General features: G+C 69.2%; 13 protein-coding genes. 10 read left to right on the top strand and 3 right to left on the bottom strand.

The features are described from left to right. Window positions 1-308 precede the first annotated feature (308 nt). The 3 genes from F6X53_RS14570 to F6X53_RS14560 form a co-directional block, all read right to left on the bottom strand. The gene (locus F6X53_RS14570; protein WP_191970835.1) at window positions 309-977 is read right to left on the bottom strand and encodes a LuxR C-terminal-related transcriptional regulator; all 669 of its coding nucleotides are present in this window, start codon (window positions 975-977) and stop codon (window positions 309-311) included. 137 nt (window positions 978-1114) lie between these two features. Next, window positions 1115-10927: a peroxidase family protein gene (locus F6X53_RS14565; protein WP_151000925.1), complete on the bottom strand. Its 9813-nt coding sequence runs from the start codon at window positions 10925-10927 to the stop codon at window positions 1115-1117. 491 nt (window positions 10928-11418) lie between these two features. Next, complete coding sequence (locus F6X53_RS14560) at window positions 11419-12285, bottom strand: trypsin-like serine peptidase (protein WP_151000924.1); 867 nt, start codon at window positions 12283-12285, stop codon at window positions 11419-11421. Between the two features lie 361 nt (window positions 12286-12646). Here F6X53_RS14560 and F6X53_RS14555 point away from each other — a divergent pair, with 361 nt between their 5' ends. The 10 genes from F6X53_RS14555 (at window position 12647) to F6X53_RS14510 (ending at window position 22181) form a co-directional block, all read left to right on the top strand. Next, window positions 12647-14530 (top strand): methanol/ethanol family PQQ-dependent dehydrogenase, encoded by a 1884-nt coding sequence (locus F6X53_RS14555; RefSeq protein WP_151000923.1) that lies wholly within the window; start codon window positions 12647-12649, stop codon window positions 14528-14530. Between the two features lie 186 nt (window positions 14531-14716). Beyond that, a complete protein-coding gene (gene moxJ, locus F6X53_RS14550; protein ID WP_151000922.1) occupies window positions 14717-15634 on the top strand; it encodes a methanol oxidation system protein MoxJ in 918 nt (305 codons plus the stop codon). A gap of 48 nt (window positions 15635-15682) precedes the next feature. Beyond that, window positions 15683-16276, top strand: coding sequence for a cytochrome c(L), periplasmic (gene moxG / locus F6X53_RS14545; protein ID WP_151000921.1), 594 nt, complete (start codon window positions 15683-15685; stop codon window positions 16274-16276). 80 nt (window positions 16277-16356) lie between these two features. After that, window positions 16357-16647, top strand: coding sequence for a methanol dehydrogenase (locus tag F6X53_RS14540; protein WP_151000920.1), 291 nt, complete (start codon window positions 16357-16359; stop codon window positions 16645-16647). A gap of 94 nt (window positions 16648-16741) precedes the next feature. Further along, window positions 16742-17776, top strand: coding sequence for an AAA family ATPase (locus F6X53_RS14535; protein WP_151000919.1), 1035 nt, complete (start codon window positions 16742-16744; stop codon window positions 17774-17776). Next, entirely contained in the window at window positions 17773-18615 is an 843-nt protein-coding gene (locus tag F6X53_RS14530) for a DUF58 domain-containing protein (protein WP_151000918.1), read from the top strand. Before F6X53_RS14535 ends, F6X53_RS14530 begins: the two co-directional genes overlap by 4 nt. Before the next feature lie 5 nt (window positions 18616-18620). After that, window positions 18621-19532 carry a nonribosomal peptide synthetase MxaA gene (locus tag F6X53_RS14525; RefSeq protein ID WP_151000917.1) on the top strand — a complete coding sequence of 304 codons (912 nt, stop codon included), beginning with the start codon at window positions 18621-18623 and terminating at the stop codon, window positions 19530-19532. Beyond that, window positions 19529-20596 (top strand): vWA domain-containing protein, encoded by a 1068-nt coding sequence (locus F6X53_RS14520; protein WP_238298112.1) that lies wholly within the window; start codon window positions 19529-19531, stop codon window positions 20594-20596. The genes F6X53_RS14525 and F6X53_RS14520 overlap by 4 nt, the downstream gene beginning before the upstream one ends. Next, entirely contained in the window at window positions 20593-21186 is a 594-nt protein-coding gene (locus tag F6X53_RS14515) for an MxaK protein (protein WP_151000915.1), read from the top strand. Before F6X53_RS14520 ends, F6X53_RS14515 begins: the two co-directional genes overlap by 4 nt. Beyond that, window positions 21183-22181 (top strand): vWA domain-containing protein, encoded by a 999-nt coding sequence (locus F6X53_RS14510; RefSeq protein ID WP_151000914.1) that lies wholly within the window; start codon window positions 21183-21185, stop codon window positions 22179-22181. The genes F6X53_RS14515 and F6X53_RS14510 overlap by 4 nt, the downstream gene beginning before the upstream one ends. Window positions 22182-22184 lie beyond the last annotated feature (3 nt).

Here is a 22184-nt window from a genome sequence, read left to right as displayed (position 1 = left end):
GCCCGTCAGGTAGAGCACGTTCACCAACCCGCTCATCGCCGCAACGCCCAAAAACGCCGTGCGGCAGCGGCCCAAGGCCATCGCGATCTCCCGTGTGCCCTGCTGCCCCGACATGATCCGCTCCTCCGTTCAACCCGAGTGTATTCGAGGCTTACTGCACAAATCCATCAGGCTTCCGGACTAGTCTCGGGGATTAGTTCCGTGGGCGCGGAACAGATTCCGGCCGACGACGCGGCGGATTTTCGAGAATCCGCCCGCAGGAATCTCGTCCGGGCGGCGCGCCCGGTCGCGCGGCGACTGACCGGGATCTAATGCTTGACCGCCAGGAGCGCCGCGACCAGCTCCTTGCGCCGGCTGATGCCGATCCTGCGGAAGAGCGCGTAGGCATGAACCTTGATCGTGTTCTCGCTCAGATTGAGCGCGCGCGCGATCTCCTTGTTCCGCAGGCCGCGCTGCATCAGCAGGAAGACATCCTTCTGCCGGGGCGTCAGCTCCGCCGGCCGGCGGGACGGCGACGCGCCGCCGCTCGCGGGTTCGGCGGCGTTCCGCGGCAGCGCCGACAGAGCGGCCGGCACGAAGATGTCGCCCTGCGCCACCGCCCGGAGCGCCTCGCCGATCGCGGCGGCGCCGAGCGCTTTCGGAATATAGGCGTGGGCGCCGGCCCGTAGCGCGGCCAGGATCTCCACGCGGTCGTCGGAGGCTGCCAGGATGACGAGGCGCATGTTGGGGAAGCCGGTCCTGAGGCGGCGAAGATCCCGGGCGTGACGCGCCATCGGGGCGGCGAGATCCAAGGCGGCCAGCGCGATATCGGCCAGCGCGATGTCGGCTCGGGCGCTCAGCGTCGCGAGCGCCTGACCGAAGGACGCCGCCGCAATCACCTCGGTGACCGCGCACTCGGCCCTCACGAGGTCGACGAGATACGCGCGGTAGGCGGCCTCGCCGCTGGCGATCAGGGTGACGCGCTGCCGGCTGGACATCGTGCATGATCCATCCATGGTCCGTCGACCTGTCCGGACGGGTCGCCAACCCGCTTCGCAGCTCGACGCGCCGAGGGGCGGGCGGTCTCCCGCTCGCCCCTCGATGGGGGCCGCGGCCTGCGCCGCGGCCTGACGCCTCAGACGAGGTGCCAACCCGTCTCGATCAGCGGCAGCAGGTGCTGCTGGGCTTCCGAGCTCTGCGTGACGCCGACGGCCACCTCGGCCCGCGAACTGCCCTGGCCGAGGGCGCCGAGCCAGGCTTGCGCGCCGGTGGCGTCCGGGGCGCGGCCGAGGGCGCCTTCGTAGAGGTTTTCCAGGAAGGCGGCGTCGTCGAGCGCTCCGAACTTCGCCGCATATTCCGGCGACTCGACGACGGCTCTCGCGACCGCCTCCAGCCCCATCCCGCGCTCGACGGCATCGTGGAAGCTGTCGAGACCGCCCTGGTCGGGGGCTCGGTCGAGCAGCCCGTAATAGAGCCGCGCGACCGCACCGGCTTCGGGGTCGGGCGTGAACACGCCCTGCTCGAACGCGTCCCGAAGCTCCGCAAGGTTCTCCGGCGACAGGGCGAAGCCGAGCGCGACCTCCCCGCGAGCGGCGCCGTGATCGAGGGCATCCACCCATTGGGCGACACCGTCCGCATCGCCCTCCCGGTGCAGGGCCGTCCGGTAGAGGGATTCCACGAAGGCCCTGTTGTCGGTGCCCCCGTGATGCCCTTGCCCTTCGACCGAGGAGAGCAGGACCTCCGCGAGATCGCGCAGGGACATCCCGGTCTCGATGGCGCCGGTCCAGTGGGACTGCCCGGCCGCATCCGAGGCGCGGTCGAACACCGCGTCGTAGAGGGCGTAGACCTGACCGCCCGCGCTGTCGGTGCCGTGGCTCAGGCTGCCGAAATGGCCCCTGTTCTCCGGCTCGCCCGCGCTGCCGCCGGCGCCGCCCGTGCCGGGATCCGGATCGTTGCCGCCGGTGCCCGGGTCGGTGGTGCCCGTGCCGGGATTGGTCCCACCCGTTCCCGTGCCCGGATTGGTGCCGGTGCCGGTGCCTGGATTGCCGGTGCCCGTGCCTGGGTTGCCGGTGCCTGGGTTGCCAGTGCCCGTTCCGGGGTTGCCTGTGCCGGTGCCGGGGTTGCCGGTGCCGGGATCGCCGCTGCCCGTGCCGGGGTCGGTGCCGGGGTCGGTGCCGGGATCCGTGCCAGGGTCTGTGCCGGGATCCGTGCCGGGGTCGGTGCCGGGGTCGGTGCTGCCGTTGCCAGGATTGCCGATCACGACCGTGCCGTCCTCGTCCGACGCCTTGAAGATGTGCTCGGGCAGGTTCTGCAGGCTGGTGTTGCGGGCGATGATTTCGGAGAATTCCTGCCCGTCGAGGAATTTCTCGTAGAAGTCGAAGTTGTCGAACCGGTCGAGATAGTAGAACCGGTCACCTTCCTGCAGGCGATCGAACTGCTCGTGCAGCACGACCCAGAAGGTCTGGCCGACCAGGCCGTCGTTGATGTGCTTCTCGGCAAGTCCGCCAACCCAGAGGTCGACCCGGTCGATGCCGTGCACGATCTTCGTGCCGTTCTCCCCGGCATGCAGGGTGATGTCCGGGTTGGCGGCTTTGAAGGCGTCGATCTCCGCCGCGCTCCTGAGCACCAGGTCCGGATAGGCCTGCTTGAACTGAGCGATCACGGTGTTGCTCAGCCCGTTGCGGGTCTGGAAATCCGCCCACGACGCGTAGGCCGACATTCCGCCCGTTCCCGAAAAGCCCACGGCGTCCTTGATGTAGGGGTCCTGGGACTTGGCGAGGTCCATCCGCACCTGGTTCAGGGTGCCGAGGCCGATATCGCGCCCGCGGGCCACGTTGAAGGCGAAGAGATCCGCGTTGATGCGCACGAGGTCGTTGCGGACCGCGTCGACGATGTTGAAGTCCACCGCCTCCGCCTGCTGGCCGGCGATGCCGCCCAGGATCGCGCTCGCCCCGAGCTGCTCGTAGCCCGGCTGCGGGACGTAGCCCGGAGGCAGCGCCACCGCGAAGGCCCCGGGGTCGTTCGTCGGGTTCAGGAAGGCGTCGAAGAGCGGGACGTCCTTCGGCTTGCCGTCGGCATCGAGCACCGTGAGGGTCTGGCCGATCAGCGAATGGCCGACGCGGTACACCGCGGAGGCGAACTCGTGCGAGATCCGCGCGTCGGCGTTCTCGTTGTAGCCCGCGTGTCCGTGGCTGCCCGTGCCCTTGATGCCGCCGATCAGCATGTCGGCGAACTCGTCGAAGACGACGCGCTGATATTCCGCCTCGTTGAGCATCTTGGCGGCCTGGAACAGCTCCTCACCCGAGCCCGTGAAGCCGGCGGCCTCCAGGTTCTCGACATGGAAGTTGTGGTTTCGCGCCCAGATCGTGTGCATCGCGGTGAGCGACACGTTCTCGTTCGCGCGCCCGTCGCCCGCCACGTAGTGGTCGAGGAGGTTCATGTAGGGGTTGGTGTCGAGGAGCAGCGCATGGCTGCTGCCCATGAAGTTCGACACCAGGCCGTTCAGCACATCCGGGTCGTAGGCGCCGGTCTCCTCGTCGAAGAGGCTGCCGGTGGCCCCGCTCGGCAGGGCGTAGGCCGAGTAATACGCCCGGAACGAGATGGCGCCGCCGGGCAGGTTCGCCGCGTGGAAGATGGTGTCGGCGTCCCAATGGTGCTGGATCAGCTCGCGCAAGGTCGGCAGGAGCTTGAAGCCCGGATCCGACGGGTCGGTTCCGCCCGCGAGCAGGTGCGATCCGAAGCCCCGCGCGCCGTCGCTCTCCCGCAAGAACTGGCAGACGAGTTCGGTCGAGCCATAGGCCTGGTTCTGGTCGACGAAGGGCGAGGTCTTGTTGAGGTGCTGCGGGATTCCGTTCTCGTAGCCGCTGACCGTGCCGCGGGTCAGATCCGCCGGGTTGTCGGTGCCGGGCGCGCGGCCCGAGCCAGGCTGCCCGATCACGATCGAGCCGTTGCCGCCCTTGCCCAGGAAATCGAGCCCGTGGTCGAAATACTGGCCGAAGGCCATGAAGAAGATATTCGCGTCCTTCTCGCTTTGCGGCAGATCCGCTTCCTGCGCGCCGAGGATGTTGCTGATCGTCCGCGCGTCGAGCCCGGCATAGAGCGGGTTGACGGCGCGATTTCCGTCCGTATCCCGTTCCCCGTAATGCGCCTCGGTGAGCCGGATGAAGGGCTGATCGGCCGAGCCCCAGTTCGGATGCTTGACGTTGTTGCCCGTCCCCTCGAGGTCGCGGATGCCGGCGGCCTCCTTGGTGTCGTCGTCACCCGCATGGGCGGGCCGGCCGTTGACGAGGTTCTTGAGCCCGGCGAGGTCGCTCGCCGTCAGCGCGAAGGGACCGGGTTGATGCCCCGTTCCGCCGTCGCCCGACCCGGTGCCGTCATCCGGATCGATCGTGGCCTCGCGGATCACCGGCACGCCCGTGCTCGCGAAGGTGATGCTCCGATCACCGCTCGTCAGCGTCGTCTGGCCGTTGCCGCTCGTCACGCTCCCGTAATCGGCGGCGGTGAGACCCGGCGCGAGCTCGATGACGTCCGCCGGCCGAAGCGCGCCGAGGACGGTGTCGTGGCCGCCATGCGAGCGGAAGACGATCCGGTGGTCTGAGGTGAGCTTCGAGATGTCGACCGTCTCATCACCCGCGTTGCCGTTGATCGTGATGGTGTTGAAGTTCAGGCTGGTCGGGTCGAAGTTGCCGATTGCGCGCACGATGTCGTTGCCGCCGGCGGTGTTGATCGTGATCTCCTCGACGTTGTCGAGCTCGGCGATGACCGAGACGGTGCCGCCGACCATCCGGGTGATGACGATCTCGGTGTCGGCCTTGAGGCCGGTGATGCCGGCCGCGAGGGCCGCGGCGCGGGCATAGACCAGGAAGGTCTCGGCCGCGTTGCTTCCGGTCACGACGAAGCGGTCGAGCGTCCCAGCGCCGCCATCGACGAAATCGCGGCCGTCATTGCTGAGCTCGAAGCCGAGCAGCGTGTTGACGTTCCAGAGGATCGTGTCGTTGCCGCCACCCGCGAAGACGAGGTCGTTTCCGCCACCGGCGTCGAAGGTGCTGCTCGCCCCGTCCCCGACCAGGATGTCGCTGGCGTTGCCGCCATCGATCGCGTTGGTCGTGTCCCGGACCACGGTGACCGTCCCGTTCGCGCTCGCCTGGCCGTCGCTCACCGTGTAGGTGAAGGAGCCGCCCGCCGTGCCCGTATCCGTGATCGTGACCAAGCCGCTGGCACGGGCGGCGGTGAGGCCGTTCGTACCGCCGACGCCCGTCACCGAGATCGGGGCGTTCTCCGCATCGCTGTCGTTGTTGAGGAAGACCCAGTCCGGCAGCGTGAAGGCCGTGTTGACGAGGTTGGTCACGATCCGGTCCGCGCCGACGCTCGGCGCGTCGTTGACGGCGATCACGTTCACCGTGGTGGTCGCGACGTTGCTGTCGACGAAGCCGTCGTTGACGGTGACTTCGATGATCCGATCCGCAATGCTCGGGTTCTCGGAGGTGTTGTTGAAGGTGATCGACTGGATCACCCGCTGGTACACGCTCGGGGACGCCAGCCCGGTCAGGGTCAGGACGATCTGGCCCGCCGCCGCGGTGGTGTTGGACGTGATCCCGGTTCCGGCGAGGCTGCCGATCCCGAGGACATCCCCCGCCTGGGCATTGGTCAGAACGATCCTGGCCGATGCCATCTGGGGCGCATCATCGGTGATGCTCGGAAGGGATGCGATCGCGACCGCAGCCCCATCCTCGGTGAAGGTCGTCTCGTGATCCGTCGAGGGCTGGGCGGCCGGCACCGTGACGTCGATCGACAGATTGTCGATCGCCACGGACTCGTTGGCCGCGTCGATGCCGGTGGCTTCGAAGCGGATCGCCGCGTTCGCGCTGAACGGGCCGGAGAGGTCGAAGGTGCGGTTCGCCGCGTTGTTGCCCGTGATGGTGTCGAGCAGCGCGAAGTTGACCCCATCGGCGGAGAAGAACACCCGCACCGCCTCGCCGGCATCGAGCGCGTTGGGATCGGCCGAGTAGCTCAGGCGCGCCGTGGCGACGCCGCCGAGATTGACCGCGCGCTGGATGTTCGCGCCGTTGCCCGCGTCGAATACGAGCGCGTTGCCGATGATCCGGATCTGGCCGGTGGCAGCCGTCGCGCTGTCGTCATCGCCGGTCTCGACCCAGTTCCCGCCCCATGCCCGGGTGCCGGTGCTGTTCGCGTAGGATTGCGTGTTGAAGTTATCGGCGACGGTTCCGCCCGGATCGAAGGCGTTGAGCTTCAGGTCCGGCGGGCTGAGCTCGACGACGCCGTCGGCAAAGCTCAGGCGCTCGATGTTGCGCAGCTTGTCGACCCCGTCCGAGACCCGGGCGGTGACGCCGGCCGGAACATTGGCCGGGTCGAAGCCCGTATGGCTGACCAGGATGGCGCCGTCGTTGCTGCGGGCGATGGTGTAGTTCGCCCGCACGTCCCAGAAGACGGCCGTGTCGATATCCCCCGCGCCGCTGTCCCGCACGATCTCGCGGACGATGGAGAGATCGCCCGGATTGATCTGGCCTTCCAGCATCAGCGCATCGAGGGTCTTGCCCCCGAACTGGGCCACGGCACCGGGCTTGACCACGCCCTGGACCAGGTCGCCCTCCAGGTAGACCTTCCGGCTCATGCCGTCGGCGCTGTAGGTGGTGCCGTCGTCGCTGATGCGGATGCGCACGTTGAGCCAGCGGTCGCCGTCGATGAGGTCGTTGCCGCCGCGGCCCTCGATGACGTCGCTGCCGCCGCCGCCGAGGAGGATGTTGCCGTCGTCGAAGGCGATGATCGCCTCGAGATCGATGCCGGCCCCGGTCGGAGCGGCCGCGGCCCAGTTGCCGAGGAGCGCCCTGAGGCCGTCGATCCGGTTGATCCCGGCCTGCGAGAGCTCGTGGCGCACCATGGTGTTCTCGGCGCCGGCCAGAACCGGAGCGCCCTCGGCCTCCCCGGCCGCCGGGATGTCGCCGCGATCGTCGCCCTTGAGGGTGTCGTCGTGCGCCCAGCCGGAGAGCGCCTCGACGGCGTCGAAGCGGTCGCGCAGGATGTCTTCCTCGTCGGTGGTGAAGATCGGGCGGTTGAGGTCGGAATCGGCGGCCTCGGTGTTGCCCTTGTGGATCGCCCAATCGAAGCCGAACATGCCCTCGTTGCGCATGACGCTCTCGCCCTGGACCATGATGTCGTCGCCGGATTCGGCGTCGAAATCCTGCTCGTTCTGGCCGGCGAACATCACGTCGTGGCCGATGATGGTCGAGTTGAAGAGCAGTTCCGAGTTGTCGCCCGCGATCGTGTCGAAGCCGTTGCCGCCCTCGAGCCAATCGTCGCCCTCGTTGCCGAGGAGGAAGTCGCCGCCTTCACCGCCGAGGATGAAGTCGTTGCCGGTGCCGCCGAAGGCCTCCTTGCCGTCCGGGCCGGTGATGATGAAGTCATGGCCCTGGTTGCCGAAGACCAGCGCCAATCCGCTGCCGGCGTGGATGACGTCGTTGCCCTCCTCACCGTGCAGCATATCGACCTCGCCGATATCCGTGCCGCTGTTGGTGATGATGTCGTCGCCGGCGCCGCCGTGGATCTTGTCGACGCCGTAGCCGGCCTCGATGCGGTCGTTGCCGCCGCGCCCCCAGACCGAGTCGTCGCCGCCGCCGGCGATGATCGTCTCGCCCGCGTCCGTGCCCTGGATCAGGACGTGATCGAGCCCGTTGTAGCGGATGTACTCGGCCTTGCCGTCGTTGTTCGCGTCGACGCGCTCGACGAGCTTGGAGATCGCTTCCAGATAGTGGTCGTCATGGACCGGATCGACGTAGCCGAACTTCGTCTGCTCGGCCTTGTCGACGTAGAGCACGTGGTCCGGCACCGAGAAGATGTCGCCGGGCAGCGCGTAGCCGGCCTCGCCGAGATCGGTGTTGCTCAGCACGATCTTGGCGAAGGAGTTGTTCTCCAATTCGTTGAGGAAGTTGAGGCCCTGGACGCGCGACAGGTAATAGAAGCGGTCGGCGTTCTGGAGGTTCTCGAGCTGCAACTCGAAGATGAACGAGAAGGTCGAGCCCAGCATGCCGCCGAAGGCCATCTTCTTCTCGGCCATGCCGCCGACCCAGAGGTCGACCTCGTTGAGGCCGCCGAGATTGGCCGCGTAGGCCCCGGTGCCGTTCAGGAAGGCCTGGCGGTCGGTCTCCTCGAGACCGGCATCGCCGAACACCAGCTTTATCGCGGCGTCGCGCTTCTCCTCCACGCTCTTCTCGCGCGTGTCATTCGGGTCCGTCGTCGCGGTGTTCGGCACGCGGTCCGTGATGGTCTTGTGCGTGCCGTAGGCGGCGATGAAGTTCACGATCGAGGCGGGGTTCTTCAAGTTCAGGGCGAAGTCGGTCCAGCTCGCGTAGGGGTCGAGCTGGCTGTCGCCGTTGGCCGCCTCCTTGAACTGCGCCCGGGCGGCGTTGAGGCTCGGGATGCCGGTGTCGCGGCCGCGGGCGATGTTGAGGGCGGCGAGATCGAGGGGGATGCCCACGAGCTGGTTGCGCAGGACGTGGGTGACGAACTCGTCGATCTCGTTGCCGACCTGGGCGGTCATGCCGCGCACGATGGCCCCGGCCGCCACCTCGTGGCTCACGGTCTCGGAGCCGAAGGCGAGCGGGTTCAGGAAGGCGTCGAACAGGTCGATGTTGTCCGTCTTGCCGTCCCCGTCGGTGCGATCCACGGTCTCGCGCAGCATCGAGTGGCCGAAGCGGTACACGACGTGGGCGAACTCGGCGAAGATCGCCGGGTTGATGTCGACCGAGGGATTGAACACGAAGACGTCGACGTCCGGCTGAACCTTCCGGGCGAATTCCTCGAAGACGAGGTGCTGGTACTGCATCTCGGTGGTGAAGCGCGCGGCCTGGAACAGGCGCTCGCCGTCCCAGTTCGCCGAGTCCTTGAGGGCCGCGATGGCCTCCGGCGCCGTCGGGACCGCCCCGACGTCGACGCGCAGCCACTCGTTCAGGAAGGCGAGGTCACCCGACGCGATCGCCAGGTCCTTGACCTGCTCGACCATGTGGTTGTGCTCGGAATGGAAGACGTGGTGGACGGCCGAGAGACCGATATTCTCGTTCCCGCGCCCGTCGCCCGTGATGTAATGCGCGTCGAGGAGCTCGTTGTCGTAGGCGGTCTGGGTGCCGCGCGAATTCATCGGGCCGGCCGTGCCGTCGGCGTTCTTGTAGCCCACCGCCGTATCGCCGTCCTGCTGCAGGAGGCCGTTGACGACCACCGGCACCGCCGCATGCGCGATGTCGTCCAGGAACGCGTGGTTGGTGCGCACCGCGCCGGCCGTGGAGATCGGCGAGGCGGGATTGCCTTCCGCGAACACGTCGTCGCCGCCGCCGAACTTGCCGTCGGCGCCGAGCGACTTCACCATCTGGGGGAAGCCGTTGGTACCGCGCACGAACTCGCCGTACTCGTCCATGACGAAGAGCGGGATGTTGGTGACGTCGGCATCGGTCAGGTCGATGCCGAGCATCATTCGGGCCTGGTCCTTGACGTCGGCCCAGGTCGCGAGACCCCGATCACCCTGAAGCAGCTTGCCGGTCGCCATCGGCTTGCCCTCCACGAGAACGTACTCGCGCAGGAACAATTGATGGGAGGAATGCGAGGTGTAGGTCTGGTTCTGGTCGACCCAGGGCGTCGTCAGGTTCACCGCATCGGTGGGCGTGCGGGTGAGCACCATGAAGTTGGTGTGGGGGCTCGCCGGGTCGTAGAGCGGATCATCCGGCTGGAGCGGGATGTAGATCGTGCCGTTATTGCCCTTCTTCACCAGATCGAGGCCGTGATCGAAGAACTGGCCGAACAGCGTGAACCAGGAGTTGTAAGGCGCCGACAGGCCTTCGTCGGGCGAGACGTTCGGGATCACCACGCTCTCGCCGTTCATGACCACGCCGTGCTTGTCCAGCACCACGTCGAGCGCGGCCTGCGCGGTGGTGACCGCCGCGGTCGCGGTGCCGCTCGCGGTGACGGCCGTCGCCAGGGCCTGGTTCGCCGCGTCCTTCAGCACGCCGGCATTCGTCGCCGCGAGCGTGGCGGCGGCCGACGCGGTCTGGGAGGCGTCAGCGATCGCCTTTAGGGCGGTCTCGGCGTTCGTGACGGTGGTCAACAGATCCTTTGCGTCATCCACCGCCTTCGTCGCAGCCTCGATCTCCGCCGCCGGAGCAGCGTCCGCATCCAGATCGTCAAGGGCGGCCTGCGCGTCGCTCAGCGCTTCCTCGGCGAGAGTGATCTCCGCAAGGGCTGCGGTATGCGCGGCCGTATCCGTCTGCGCCTTCTGGCCCGCGGCGGTCGCGGCGGAAGCGGCGGCTTGCGCGGTTGCCGTGGCCTCCTGCAGCGCCTTGTTGAGCGCCGTGACCTCGGCACTGGCCGGCTTCGCGGTCGCATCGGCCGCGTTGAGCGCGACCTTCGCGGCCCGGATCTCGACGAGGGCTGCATTCAGGGCCGCGCCCGAGAGGCCGCCATAGGTCAGCGCCGCGTAGATGGCGGCCGGATTGTTGAGGGTCTGATCGACGATGAGATTCGAGATGATGCGCGGATCGGCATCCACCACCGTGCCGCCGTCGAGCCCCATGGATTGCGGCGTGGGCGTGCCCATCGCGCCGTAATTCCCGTCCGTGAAGACGACTTGCCCCGGGGAGCCGGCGCCGAAGACGATGCTGTCGTCGGATTCGTTGCGGTAGACCGGATCGGTGATGCGCGGGAACGGGTTGTCGGCCGCACCCCACTGGTCGCGGCCGGTCACGAGGTTGTTGTAGCTGCCATCCACCGTGCGCAGGCCGTAGGGCGAGAGCGTGCTCGGAACCGCGAGTGGCACGGTCGTGTCCGCCGTGAGGTTCCCGTTGGCGTCGAGCCGGATCTGCGTGAGCGGCGTTCCCGCCGAATGCGCTTCCGCGATCTTGATCTGCTTCAGGATGAACTCGAGATCATGCTTGACGATGGCAACCATAACGCCCTCCCACGGCTCTAGAACCGCACATCATGGCGCGCACGCAGCCTCCGCCTCACAAGCAGATGCGGCCCGCAAACCCGACGTGAATTGAAAATCATTCGGCCAATCGGCCGCTTTTATTTGCTAATGAAATTTTAATGCTCTGTACATCATCTCTTTGTACGTAAAACACCTGCACTAGAACTATCTAGATCCAGAGAACTAGTACGGTCCTGGGCCGCGCGTCCGCAGCAGCGCTGCCGGCCTCCGCGCCACCAAGGCGCCTGGATGACGCGGCCGGGCGCCGATCGCCGCATGGGCGGGCGGGTGATGGCGCGAGATTCGCACAGGCGTCCCGAGCCAAGGCTCGGCCGCAGCCGGGTGCCCGGGATCAGATGCGGAAGGCGGGCCGAATCGGTCTCACGCGCGCGATCGCGGCGGCCCGGACGATCCCCTCACGGGCATGCGGCCGGGGCCTGATCCGTCGCGTGGGGGGCGCCAACCTTGGGCTACGGGCGGGCCTGATCCGAACGGTCGCCGCCGGTGAGCACGCTCCGGATCGCCGCGAGGAGTTCGCCCTCGAACAGCAGGGCGGAGCCGTAATGGTACTCCGCGTCGAAGGCGCGGCGGGAATTCATGGAGAGCGACGCGCTCTGCATGGCGACGAGGTGCCCGCCCGCATCGAACAGGCCGGAGCCGGAGCCGCCATAGCCGTCATTGCAATCGTGCCGCGCACGGCGGATCGCGTCCTCGCTCGGCGGGTCGATCTGCCGGATCGCGCAGGATTCGAGGCTGCTCGGACCGCGATAATTCTCGTGGCCGGCCGGCGACACCATCGTGACCGGCAGATCGATCGACCCGACCGCGAGCTGCGGCGGTTGCGGGATCGGCTGGGGCGCGCCGGTCTCGACCGCCTGCGCGAGGCGCAGGATCGCCCAATCGTCGGTGATGTGGAGGGCGCGCGCGCCCGGCTTCGTGCCGAGCCGCAGGGACTCGGCCACGAAATCATAGTTGCGCCCCCCGATCTGGAAGTAGCAATCCGAGACGGAGCGCGTGGTCTCGAGCCTTCGGTCGCGGAAATTGTGGGCGTTGAGGACGACGAGATCCGGCGCGCCGATGAGCCAGGCGGCGGCCGCCTTCTGCGGCACGCCGTCGGCGCGGCGGCAGAACAGGATCCCGGCCCCCGGAAACTGCGCGTGATCGGCGCCGGTGAGCGCTCGCCGCGCGTCCCGCGGGTAGAGGGCGGCCTGCCGCCCGGGATCCCGGGCCGCGGCCGGCATGGCCTGAAGGGCCGCCGCGAGGGCGAGGAGCCCCAGCGCGCGCCGCCGGCCGAGACCCGCCCGGCCTGTCGCTCGCGCCCCGCGCCCTGCCCCCATCGGCCTGCCTCCCGTGGCCGGCGGTCACCCCCGGACCGACCCCTCGTCGCCATCATGGTGACGCTGCGCGCGGCCCGGTCAAGCGTCGAAGTTGTCTCTGCCAAAGCATCGCGGAGGTTTTGCCGAATATACCCGGAAAGAAATGTCGAACCTTCTAAAGACAGGCCCGTGCTCATGAGCCTAGAAATATCAGCAGCAGGGACAGTAATAAGTCAATCATAAGATAAGTTTCACAGTAGAATTTCTTATGATTGGTCGCATGATCCGATCATCGACTTGGGTCTGTCCTTAAGCCGGCATCGCGAAGGTCCCGCGAGACTGCGACGTCGAGAGACGGGACGACAAGGCTAGGAGACGCAGAATGAGCAGGTTTCTGAACTCGGTGTCGGTGCTCGCCGTGATGGCTTTGGCACCGATCGGGATGGCCGGGATGGCCCAGGCGAACGACAAGCTCGTCGACATGGCCAAGAGCGACGACAACTGGGTCATGCCCGGAAAGAACTACGATTCCAACAATTTCAGCGATCTCACCCAGATCAACAAGGACAACGTCAAGAACCTCAAATCGGCCTGGAGCTTCTCCACCGGCCTGCTCAATGGTCACGAGGGTGCGCCGCTCGTCGTCAACGGGAAGATGTACGTCCACACCTCGTTCCCGAACAACACCTTCGCGCTCGACCTCAACGATCCGGGCACGATCCTCTGGCAGGACAAGCCCAAGCAGAATCCGGCCGCCCGCGCGGTCGCCTGCTGTGACCTCGTCAATCGCGGCCTCGCCTATTGGCCCGGCGACGGCAAGACTCCGTCGTTGATCCTCAAGACGCAGCTCGACGGCAACGTCGCGGCCCTGAACGCCGAGACCGGCGAGACGGTGTGGAAGGTCGAGAATTCCGACATCAAGGTCGGCTCGACCCTCACGATCGCGCCCTACGTGGTGAAGGACAAGGTGATCATCGGCTCGTCCGGCGCCGAGCTCGGCGTGCGCGGCTATCTCACCGCCTACGACGTGCGCACCGGCGAGCAGAAGTGGCGCGCCTACGCGACCGGCCCGGACAAGGACCTGCTTCTGGCCGACGACTTCAACATCAAGAACGCGCATTACGGCCAGAAGGGCCTCGGCACGGCCACCTGGGAGGGCGACGCCTGGAAGATCGGCGGCGGCACCAACTGGGGCTGGTACGCCTACGACCCGGGCACGAACATGATCTATTTCGGCACCGGAAACCCGGCGCCCTGGAACGAGACCATGCGCCCGGGCGACAACAAGTGGACGATGACGATCTTCGGCCGCGACGTCGACACCGGTGAGGCGAAGTTCGGCTATCAGAAGACGCCCCATGACGAGTGGGATTACGCCGGCGTCAACGTGATGATGCTGTCCGAGCAGAAGGACAAGGATGGCAAGATGCGCAAGCTTCTGACCCATCCGGATCGCAACGGCATCGTCTACACGCTCGACCGCACCGACGGCTCGCTGGTCTCGGCCAACAAGATCGACGACACCGTCAACGTCTTCAAGTCGGTCGACCTGAAGACCGGCCAGCCGGTGCGCGACCCCGAATACGGCACCCGCATGGACCACCTCGCCAAGGACATCTGCCCCTCGGCGATGGGCTACCACAATCAGGGCCACGATTCCTACGATCCGAAGCGGCAGGCCTTCTTCATGGGCATCAACCACATCTGCATGGATTGGGAACCCTTCATGCTGCCCTACCGGGCGGGTCAGTTCTTCGTGGGCGCCACGCTGAACATGTATCCGGGTCCGAAGGGGGACCGGCAGAACTACGAGGGACTTGGCCAGATCAAGAGCTACAACGCGATCACCGGCAAGTTCAACTGGGAGAAGATGGAGCGCTTCGCCGTCTGGGGCGGCACGACGGCGACCGCCGGAAGCCTGGTGCTCTACGGAACCCTCGACGGCTACATCAAGGCGCGCGATTCCGACAACGGCGACCTGCTCTGGAAGTACAAGCTGCCCTCGGGCGCCATCGGCTACCCGATGACCTACAGCCACAAGGGCACGCAATACGTCGCGATCTATTACGGCGTCGGCGGCTGGCCGGGCGTCGGCCTCGTCTTCGACCTGCAGGACCCGACCGCCGGGCTCGGCGCGGTCGGCGCCTTCAAGAAGCTGGCCAACTACACCCAGATGGGCGGCGGTGTGATGGTGTTCTCGCTCGACGGCAAGGGCCCCTACGACGATCCGAATGTCGGCGAGTACGAGCAGCGCGCCGCAAAATAATCCGGCAACCTCCCCGGATCGAGCCAAGCCGATCCGGGGACCTCACCTGACGGATTCCGGACGGATCGCGGGCCTGCCCCGGGATCCGTCCGGAGGCCGGAGCATCGCGCGCGACGCCGTCCTGGGAACGCCCTGATCGAGCCGCCGCGCGAACGAGAAACGCCAGAGGAAACGGACAACAGACCCATGTCGCGCGTCACCGGACGATCCCGCGCGGCCGCGCCCGCGGCCTGCCTCATCGCCCTCGCCTGGCTCGGCGCCCCCGCTTGGCTCGGCGCCCCTGCCTCGGCGCAGGAGCCGCGCCCGCCGGCGAGCGAGCCCGCCCGGGCCGAGGGGAAGGCCGATCCCGGCACCCTGCGCATCTGCGCCGCCGAGAGCCAGCCGCCTCTCTCGATGAAGGATGGCTCGGGGCTTGAGAACCGCATCGCGGCGGCCGTCGCGGAGGCGATGGGGCGCAAGCCCGTCTTCGTCTGGTCGTCCAAGCCCGCGATCTATCTCGTCCGCGACGGGCTCGACAAGAAGCTCTGCGACGTCGTCGTCGGCCTCGACAGCGATGATCCGCGGGTGCTCGTCACGAAGCCCTATTACCGCAGCGGCTACGTCTTCCTCACCCGCGCCGACCGCGACCTCGACGTGAAGTCCTGGGCCGATCCGCGCCTGAAGGAGGTCGGCCACATGGTGGTGGGTTTCGGCACCCCCGCCGAGGCGATGCTCAAGGATATCGGCCGCTACGAGGAGGACATGGCCTACCTCTACTCGCTGGTGAATTTCCGCGCGCCGCGCAACCAGTACACCCAGATCGATCCGGCCCGGATGGTGGGCGAGGTGGCGACCGGCAAGGCCGATGTCGGCGTCGCCTTCGCGCCCGACATCGCCCGCTACGTGCGGGACGCCGCGACGCCCCTGCGCATGAATCCGGTACCGGACGACACCGTGCGCAGCGACGGCCAGCGCATGGCCCAGAGCTTCGACCAATCGATGGGGGTGCGCCGCGGCGACGAGGATCTCCGCCGCGAACTCGACGCCGCCCTGGTGAAGGCGAAGCCGCAGATCGCCGCGATCCTGAAGCAGGAGGGCGTGCCGCTCGCCCGCGCCTCCAACTGAGCGCGCCGATCCACGGCGCCCGCCTTCCCTCTCAGAGCCGATCCAAGCATGAACAGACAGACAAAACGCCTCGCGGCCATCCTGGGGCTCGCGCTGGCCTCGGCCTGTGTCACCGCCCTGGCCCAGCCGGCCGCCGGCCCTCAATCCGGAACCGTCTTCCGCAACACCGTGACGGGCGAGGTGCTCGATACCGCCGAGGGCAAGGCGGGCGGGCGCGACACGCCCGGCGTCAAGGCCTTCTTCGAATCCGGCAAGAACCTCTACATCGACGACAAGTCATGCCTGCGCAACGGCGAGAGCCTGTTCGCGACCTCCTGCTCGGGCTGCCACGGTCACCTTGCCGAGGGCAAGCTCGGGCCGGGCCTCAACGACAATTACTGGACCTATCCGGCCAATACCGAGGATACGGGCCTGTTCTCCACGATCTTCGGCGGCGCCAACGGCATGATGGGCCCGCATAACGAGAATCTCACGCCCGACGAGATGCTGCAGGTCATCGCCTGGATCCGCCACCTTTATACGGGTCCGGCCCAGGATGCGGTCTGGCTCAATGCCGAGCAGAAGAAGGCCTACAAGCCCTTCAAGGAAGGAGAGACCTTCCCCCAGGACGTCAAGGGCCAGTGCAAGCCGCTGGAGAACTGATCCGGGGGGAAGTCGCGCCGCGCGAGATCATCGTGACGGCGCAACGCGGCGAAGCGCGTCGCAAGAACGGAGGAAACACCATGCGGACACTCACCTACGCGGCCGTCCTGGCGGCCGGCGCCCTCCTGGCCATCCCGGCGCTGGCCTATGACGGCACCAAGTGCAAGGCGGCCGGCGTGTGCTGGGAGCCCAAGCCCGGCTTCCCCGACAAGATCGCGGGCACGAAATACGACCCCAAGCACGACCCCAAGGAACTGAACAAGCAGGCGGATTCCATCAAGGCGATGGAGGAGCGCAACCGGAAGCGCATCGAGGCTGCAAAAAAGACCGGCAAGTTCGAGTACGACGTCAGCAAGATCGCGGCGAACTGATCGCCTCGGCGCGTGCACGGCGGATCCCGGGGCCCGTCCCGGGATCCGCTCCGCCCATCCCCTCGACAAGCCAAGTGATCGCGGGCCCCAGCGCATGAACGACATCCGCCGCGACGACGCGATGCTCACGGACTGGCGCGAGGCGGCGGGCTGCTTCGAGCGGGCGGTGGGGAGCGCGGTCCTGGGCCAGGAGCGCGCGATCCGGCTCGTCACCATCGCGATCTTCGCCCGCGGCCACGTCCTGCTCGAAGGCGATGTCGGCGTCGGCAAGACCACCCTCCTGCGGGCGGTCGCGCGCGCGATGGGGGGCGCCTACGAGCGCGTCGAGGGCACCGTCGACATGATGCCCTCCGACCTCGTCTACCACACCTATCTGGCCGATGACGGGCGCCCCCGGGTCGAGCCGGGCCCGGTCCTGCGGGCATCCGAAGACCTGGCGATCTTCTTCTTCAACGAGATCAACCGGGCCCGGCCGCAGGTGCATGCCCTTCTGCTGCGCCTGATGGCCGAGCGCAGCCTTTCGGCCTTCAACCGCGAGTACCGGTTCCCGAACCTGCAGGTCTTCGCCGACCGCAACCGCGTCGAGCGCGAGGAGACCTTCGAGCTTCCCGCCGCCGCCCGGGACCGCTTCCTGATGGAGATCGGCCTCGAGGCGCCGCGGGATGCCGCGACCCGCCGGACGCTGGTCTTCGATCCGCGCTTCCACGACACCGACGCGCTGATCGCCGAGATCGCGCCCGCCATCCTCGATCAGGCGGCGATCCAGGGCATCGCGGCGGCGATCCAGCACGGGATCAGCGCGAGCCCGGCGATCGAGACCTACGTGGTCGCCCTCTGGGAGGCGCTGGTGCGCCCCGCCGCCGCCGGCATCCGCCTGCCCGGCATCGACGACATGGAGGGCCTGGTTCAGGGGGGCGCCTCGCCGCGCGGGATCGCCTTCCTGGTGCGCGCCGCGCGGGTGCGCGCGTGGCTCGAGGGCCGGCACTGGCTGGTGCCGGAGGACATCCGGGCGATCTTCCCCGAGGTGATGGCCCACCGGGTCTTCCTGGAGCCGATCCACGAATTGCGCCGGGCCGAGATCGTGCCCGATCTCTGCCGCGCGGTCTTCGACACGGTGCCGGCCCCATGAGCGGCGACATCCTCTACCTGCCGCGCTGGCGGGCCCGGGGTTCGGCGGTCGGCGCCCATCGCGGGCGGGACGCCGGCGGCCTCGGCACGTTCAAGGATCAGGTGCCGTTCTGGCGCCTGCCCGACGCTCGGCGCATCGACGTGCGCGCGAGCTTGCGCGACCCCTTCGAGGGCATCGTCGTCCGGCGCTTCGAGAGCCGCACCGCATTGGAGGTCTGGGCGCTCGTCGACCTCTCGGCCTCGATGCGCTTCCGGGGCGAGGCCGACCGGATGGTCCTGGTGGGGGATCTGTGCGCGGGGCTCGCCGCGTCGGCGACCCGCATCGGCGATCGCTTCGGCCTCCTCGCCTGCGATGCCGACATCCGCGAGGATCTCTCCCTGCCGGCGACGCGCCGGCGCAACGAGGCCCGCGCGGCGGCGGCGCGGATCGCCAGCGCCGAGCCCGCGGGCCGGAGCGCCGCCGGGCTGATCGCCGCCGCCCGCCGCATCGCGGGCCGGCCGAAGCTCGTCTTCCTGGTCTCCGATTTCCGCTGGCCGGAGGCCCTCCTCGACGCGGTCTTAGCCGCCCTCGCCTTCCACGACGTCGTGCCCGTCGTGGTCGCGGATTCGGCCGAGGAGGCGGGCCTGCCCTCCTGGGGCCTCCTCGAGATCGAGGATCTCGAAGGGGCGGGCCGCCGCGCGGTGCTGATGCGGCCGGCCCTGCGCCGCCGCTGGCTGGAGCGCGAGGCGCAGCGCCTGGCGCGGCTCGGGCGCCTGGTTCGCCGCCAGGGCCGGGCGCCCTTCCGGCTCGCGGACCGCTTCGATCCCGAGGCGCTGAGCCGCCACCTCCTCGGGAGCTGAGGCGGATGCGCCGCCTCTGGCTCCTCCTCGCCCTGCTGGCCGCGACCCCGGCTGCCGCCCAGGTTCACGCTATCGAGGTGCGCACGCCGCGCCCCTTCGGCTACTTCCTCGGCGACCTCGTCCAGGCGACCGTCGAGATCGAGGCGGAGGACGGCTTCGTTCTCCAATCGGCCTCCCTGCCGAGGCCCGGCCCGCTGACCTACTGGCTCGACCTGCGCGCCGTCGAGACCGAGACGGCGGGACCGCGCCAGCGCCTGCGGCTGACCTACCAGACCTTCTATGCCGCCCTCGACGCGCGCAGCCTCGAAGTCCCGGGCTTCCCCGTGACGCTCGTGCGCGACGACGGACGCGGCGCGACGAGCGCCCCGGTTCAGGTCCCGGCCTGGAGCTTCGGCGTCTCGCCCCTGCGCGAGGTCCAGCCGCCCCGGCGCGACGACCCCGCCGATTACCTGCGCCCCGATGGCTCCGCGCCCCGGCTCGATCCCGCCCCGGCCCGGAACGCCGCGCTCGGTCTCGCCGTCCTCGCCCTCGCGTCTCTGCTCTGGCTCGCGCTCGATCGCGCCTGGTGGCCCTTCCGCCAGCGCCGGACCCGCGCCTTCGCCCTGGCCCAGCGCCAGCTCGCGGCCCTCGCACGCGGCCCGGAGGGCGAGGCGGTTTATCGCGACGGATTGCTGGCGCTGCACCGGGGCGTCGACCAGATGGATGGGCGCCGGGTGCTTGCCGACGACCTTCCGGGCTTCCTCGCGCGTCATCCCGCCTTCCGCCCGCATGGGCCCGAGCTCGCGCGGTTCTTCGCGGCCTCCCGCCTCGCCTTCTTCGGGGGCGGCGTCGCGGCGGCGCGCGCGCAATGGCCCCTGGCACGGGCGGCCGCGACCGCGCGCGGCCTCGCGGCGGCCGAGCGCGAGGCCGCATCGTGACGCGCCTGTCCGTCCTGTCCGAAGCCTCCCGGCTCGGCGCGGAGCAGCCGCTCCTGCTCTGGCTCCTGCCCCTCGCGCTCCTGCCCCTCTGGCTCTCGCCCCGACGCGCGACGCCGCTGCCGAGCCTCGGCGCCGTCCCCTCCGACACTCTCTCGCGGGGGATCGGGCTTGTTCTGCGCGGCGCGGGCTGCCTCGCCGTCGGGGCCCTCGTCCTGGCGCTGGCCGGGCCCTATCGCAGCGGCGCCCGCGTCACCCGCACGGGGATCGGCGCCGAGGTCTCGATGCTGATCGACCGCTCGGGCAGCATGAACGAGACCTTCGCGGGCCGGCAGCCCTCGGGGGCGGAGGAATCGAAGGCCGCGGCCTCGCGCCGGATCCTCGGGGATTTCGTGGGCAGCCGCGCCCACGATCTCTTCGCCGTAACCGCCTTCTCGACCGCCCCGATGCTCGTTCTGCCGATGACCGACCGCCACGCGGCGGTGCGCGCCGCGATCCAGGCCATCGACCGGCCCGGCCTCGATTACACCAACGTGGCCCGCGGCCTCGGGATGGCGCTGGCGCAGTTCGGATCGGGCCGCCCCGACGCCTCCCGGGTTCTGCTCCTCGTCTCCGACGGGGCGGCCGTGATCGACCCGCGGGTGCAGGACGGCCTGCGCGCCGCCTTCGCGCGCATCCGCCCGAACCTGTACTGGCTGTTCCTGCGCACCAAGGGCTCCCCGGGCATCGCCGACAAGCCCACCGGCGAGGACACGCCGCAGGCCGCGCCCGAGCGCCACCTCGACCTGTTCTTCCGCAGCCTCGCGGTGCCCTACCGCGCCTTCGAGGCCGAGGGACCCGAGGCGGTCGCCGCGGCGATCCGTCAGATCGAGGGCCTGGAGCGGGACCCGATCCCCTACGTCGAGACGCGGCCGCGGCGCGATCTGGCGGGGTTCGCCTACGCCCTCGCGGCCCTCGGCCTCGCGATCCTGGTGGCCGCCAAGCTCATCGCGGTCGATCTGCGCCGCTCCGGCGCGCCCCGCATCCGTGCCGCCGCGCCGGTACCGCCCCGGACGATCGCCGCATGAGCGCGCAAGCCATGCTGCCGGATCGTCGCGCCGCCTGGGGGCGGGCGCGCCCGCGCCTCCTCCTCGCCCTGCCCGTCCTCCTGCTCGCGGGGGCCGCCGCTTGCGGACTCTCGGCCTGGCGCGGCGCGCGGGCGAATGCAGGAATCGCCGCCCTCGACGCCGGCCGGGACATCCCCATCACGGCGGAGGCGCCGGCGCCCCTGCGGCTCGCGCGCGTGATGGCGCTGACCCGGCGCGGCCAGACCGAGGAGGCGGAGGGACTGATCGAGACCCTGGAGACAGGGCCCGAGACGCAACTCGGAGCCCGGGCGCGCTACGCCCTCGCCAATACGCGCCTGCGCCGGGCCTTCGCGCATCTCGCGCGCAACGAACTCGACCCCGCCGGGCCGCTGATCACCCTGGCGCGCCAGGATTACCGGCGGGCCCTGCAGGCATGGCCGGATTTCTGGGACGCCAAGTTCAATCTCGATGTGGCCTCGCGCCTCCTGCGCGACTTCCCCGAATTCGATCGCAAGAGCGGCGACGAGCTGAAGGCCGAGCCGAAGAAGATCTGGACCGACATCCCCGGCCAGCCGCGGGGGGCGCCATGATTCCGGGGCTCCCCCTCGGACGAAACCTGCGGTCGCGCCGCTTCCAGGCGTCGGCCTTGGCGCTCGTCCTCGTCCTGGCGACCTTCGCCCTGCCCCGGCTGCCGCTGACCCGCGACGGCGTCGCGGTGCTGGCGGTCGTCGACATCACCGGCAGCATGAATGTGCGCGATTATACCGGTCCGGACGGGCGGCCCGAGAGCCGGCTCGAGACCGCCAAGGCGGCGCTCCGCAGCCTCGTAGCCGGCCTGCCCTGCGGCTCCCGCGTCGCCCTGGGCCTGTTCACGGAGCGGCGCCCCTTCCTGCTCTTCGCACCGATCGAGGTCTGCGCCGACTTCGCGCCCCTCGACGGCGCCATCGCGGCCCTCGATTGGCGGATGGCCTGGGAGGCGGACAGCCGCGTCTCGGCCGGGCTTTACCGGGCCATCGACCTCGCGGCCGAGATCGACACCGATCTTCTCTTCATCACCGATGGTCAGGAGGCCCCGCCCCTGCCGCGCGGGGAGATTCCGGCCTTCGAGGGACGCCTGGGGGCGGTGCGCGGGCTCGTGGTCGGCACGGGCGGCTACGCCCTCGCGCCGATTCCCCGCTTCAACGATCGCGGCCGCGAGACCGGCTTCTACGCCGAATCGGACGTGCAGCAGGAGAACCGCTTCGGCGCGCCGCCCGCCGATGCCGAGTCCCGCGAGGGCTACAACCCGCGCAACGCCCCCTTCGGCGCCGCGGCGGCCCGGGGCAGCGAACATCTCTCCTCCGTGCGCGAGACCTATCTCAAGGCCCTCGCCGAGCGCACCGGCCTCGCCTACGCGCATCTCGATGGGCCGGGTTCGCTCGCCGCCCCCTTGCGCGCGGCGGCGACGCCCCGCCCCCTTCCGGGCAGCCTCGACCCGCGGCCGATCCTCGGCGGGGCCGCCCTCCTCCTCGTGCTCGTGGTCTACGCCGCCGGCCCTCTCGGGGCGCTCCGCGCGCGCCCGTCCCTCACCCCCAGAAAGGCCTGACCC

It is taken from the genome of Methylobacterium soli (genome assembly GCF_008806385.1).
In the GTDB taxonomy this organism is placed as follows: Bacteria; Pseudomonadota; Alphaproteobacteria; order Rhizobiales; family Beijerinckiaceae; genus Methylobacterium; species Methylobacterium soli.
The sequence above is the reverse complement of the archived record's forward strand: the minus strand, read 5'-3'. Positions and strand labels throughout refer to the sequence as shown.

What these genes read in the sequence shown, in the direction of transcription:
- F6X53_RS14570 (WP_191970835.1), bottom strand. Translation starts at nt 977, where the DNA reads ATGTCCAGCCGGCAGCGCGTCACCCTGATCGCCAGCGGCGAGGCCGCC.
- F6X53_RS14565 (WP_151000925.1), bottom strand. Translation starts at nt 10,927, where the DNA reads ATGGTTGCCATCGTCAAGCATGATCTCGAGTTCATCCTGAAGCAGATC.
- F6X53_RS14560 (WP_151000924.1), bottom strand. Translation starts at nt 12,285, where the DNA reads ATGGGGGCAGGGCGCGGGGCGCGAGCGACAGGCCGGGCGGGTCTCGGC.
- F6X53_RS14555 (WP_151000923.1), top strand. Translation starts at nt 12,647, where the DNA reads ATGAGCAGGTTTCTGAACTCGGTGTCGGTGCTCGCCGTGATGGCTTTG.
- moxJ (WP_151000922.1), top strand. Translation starts at nt 14,717, where the DNA reads ATGTCGCGCGTCACCGGACGATCCCGCGCGGCCGCGCCCGCGGCCTGC.
- moxG (WP_151000921.1), top strand. Translation starts at nt 15,683, where the DNA reads ATGAACAGACAGACAAAACGCCTCGCGGCCATCCTGGGGCTCGCGCTG.
- F6X53_RS14540 (WP_151000920.1), top strand. Translation starts at nt 16,357, where the DNA reads ATGCGGACACTCACCTACGCGGCCGTCCTGGCGGCCGGCGCCCTCCTG.
- F6X53_RS14535 (WP_151000919.1), top strand. Translation starts at nt 16,742, where the DNA reads ATGAACGACATCCGCCGCGACGACGCGATGCTCACGGACTGGCGCGAG.
- F6X53_RS14530 (WP_151000918.1), top strand. Translation starts at nt 17,773, where the DNA reads ATGAGCGGCGACATCCTCTACCTGCCGCGCTGGCGGGCCCGGGGTTCG.
- F6X53_RS14525 (WP_151000917.1), top strand. Translation starts at nt 18,621, where the DNA reads ATGCGCCGCCTCTGGCTCCTCCTCGCCCTGCTGGCCGCGACCCCGGCT.
- F6X53_RS14515 (WP_151000915.1), top strand. Translation starts at nt 20,593, where the DNA reads ATGAGCGCGCAAGCCATGCTGCCGGATCGTCGCGCCGCCTGGGGGCGG.
- F6X53_RS14510 (WP_151000914.1), top strand. Translation starts at nt 21,183, where the DNA reads ATGATTCCGGGGCTCCCCCTCGGACGAAACCTGCGGTCGCGCCGCTTC.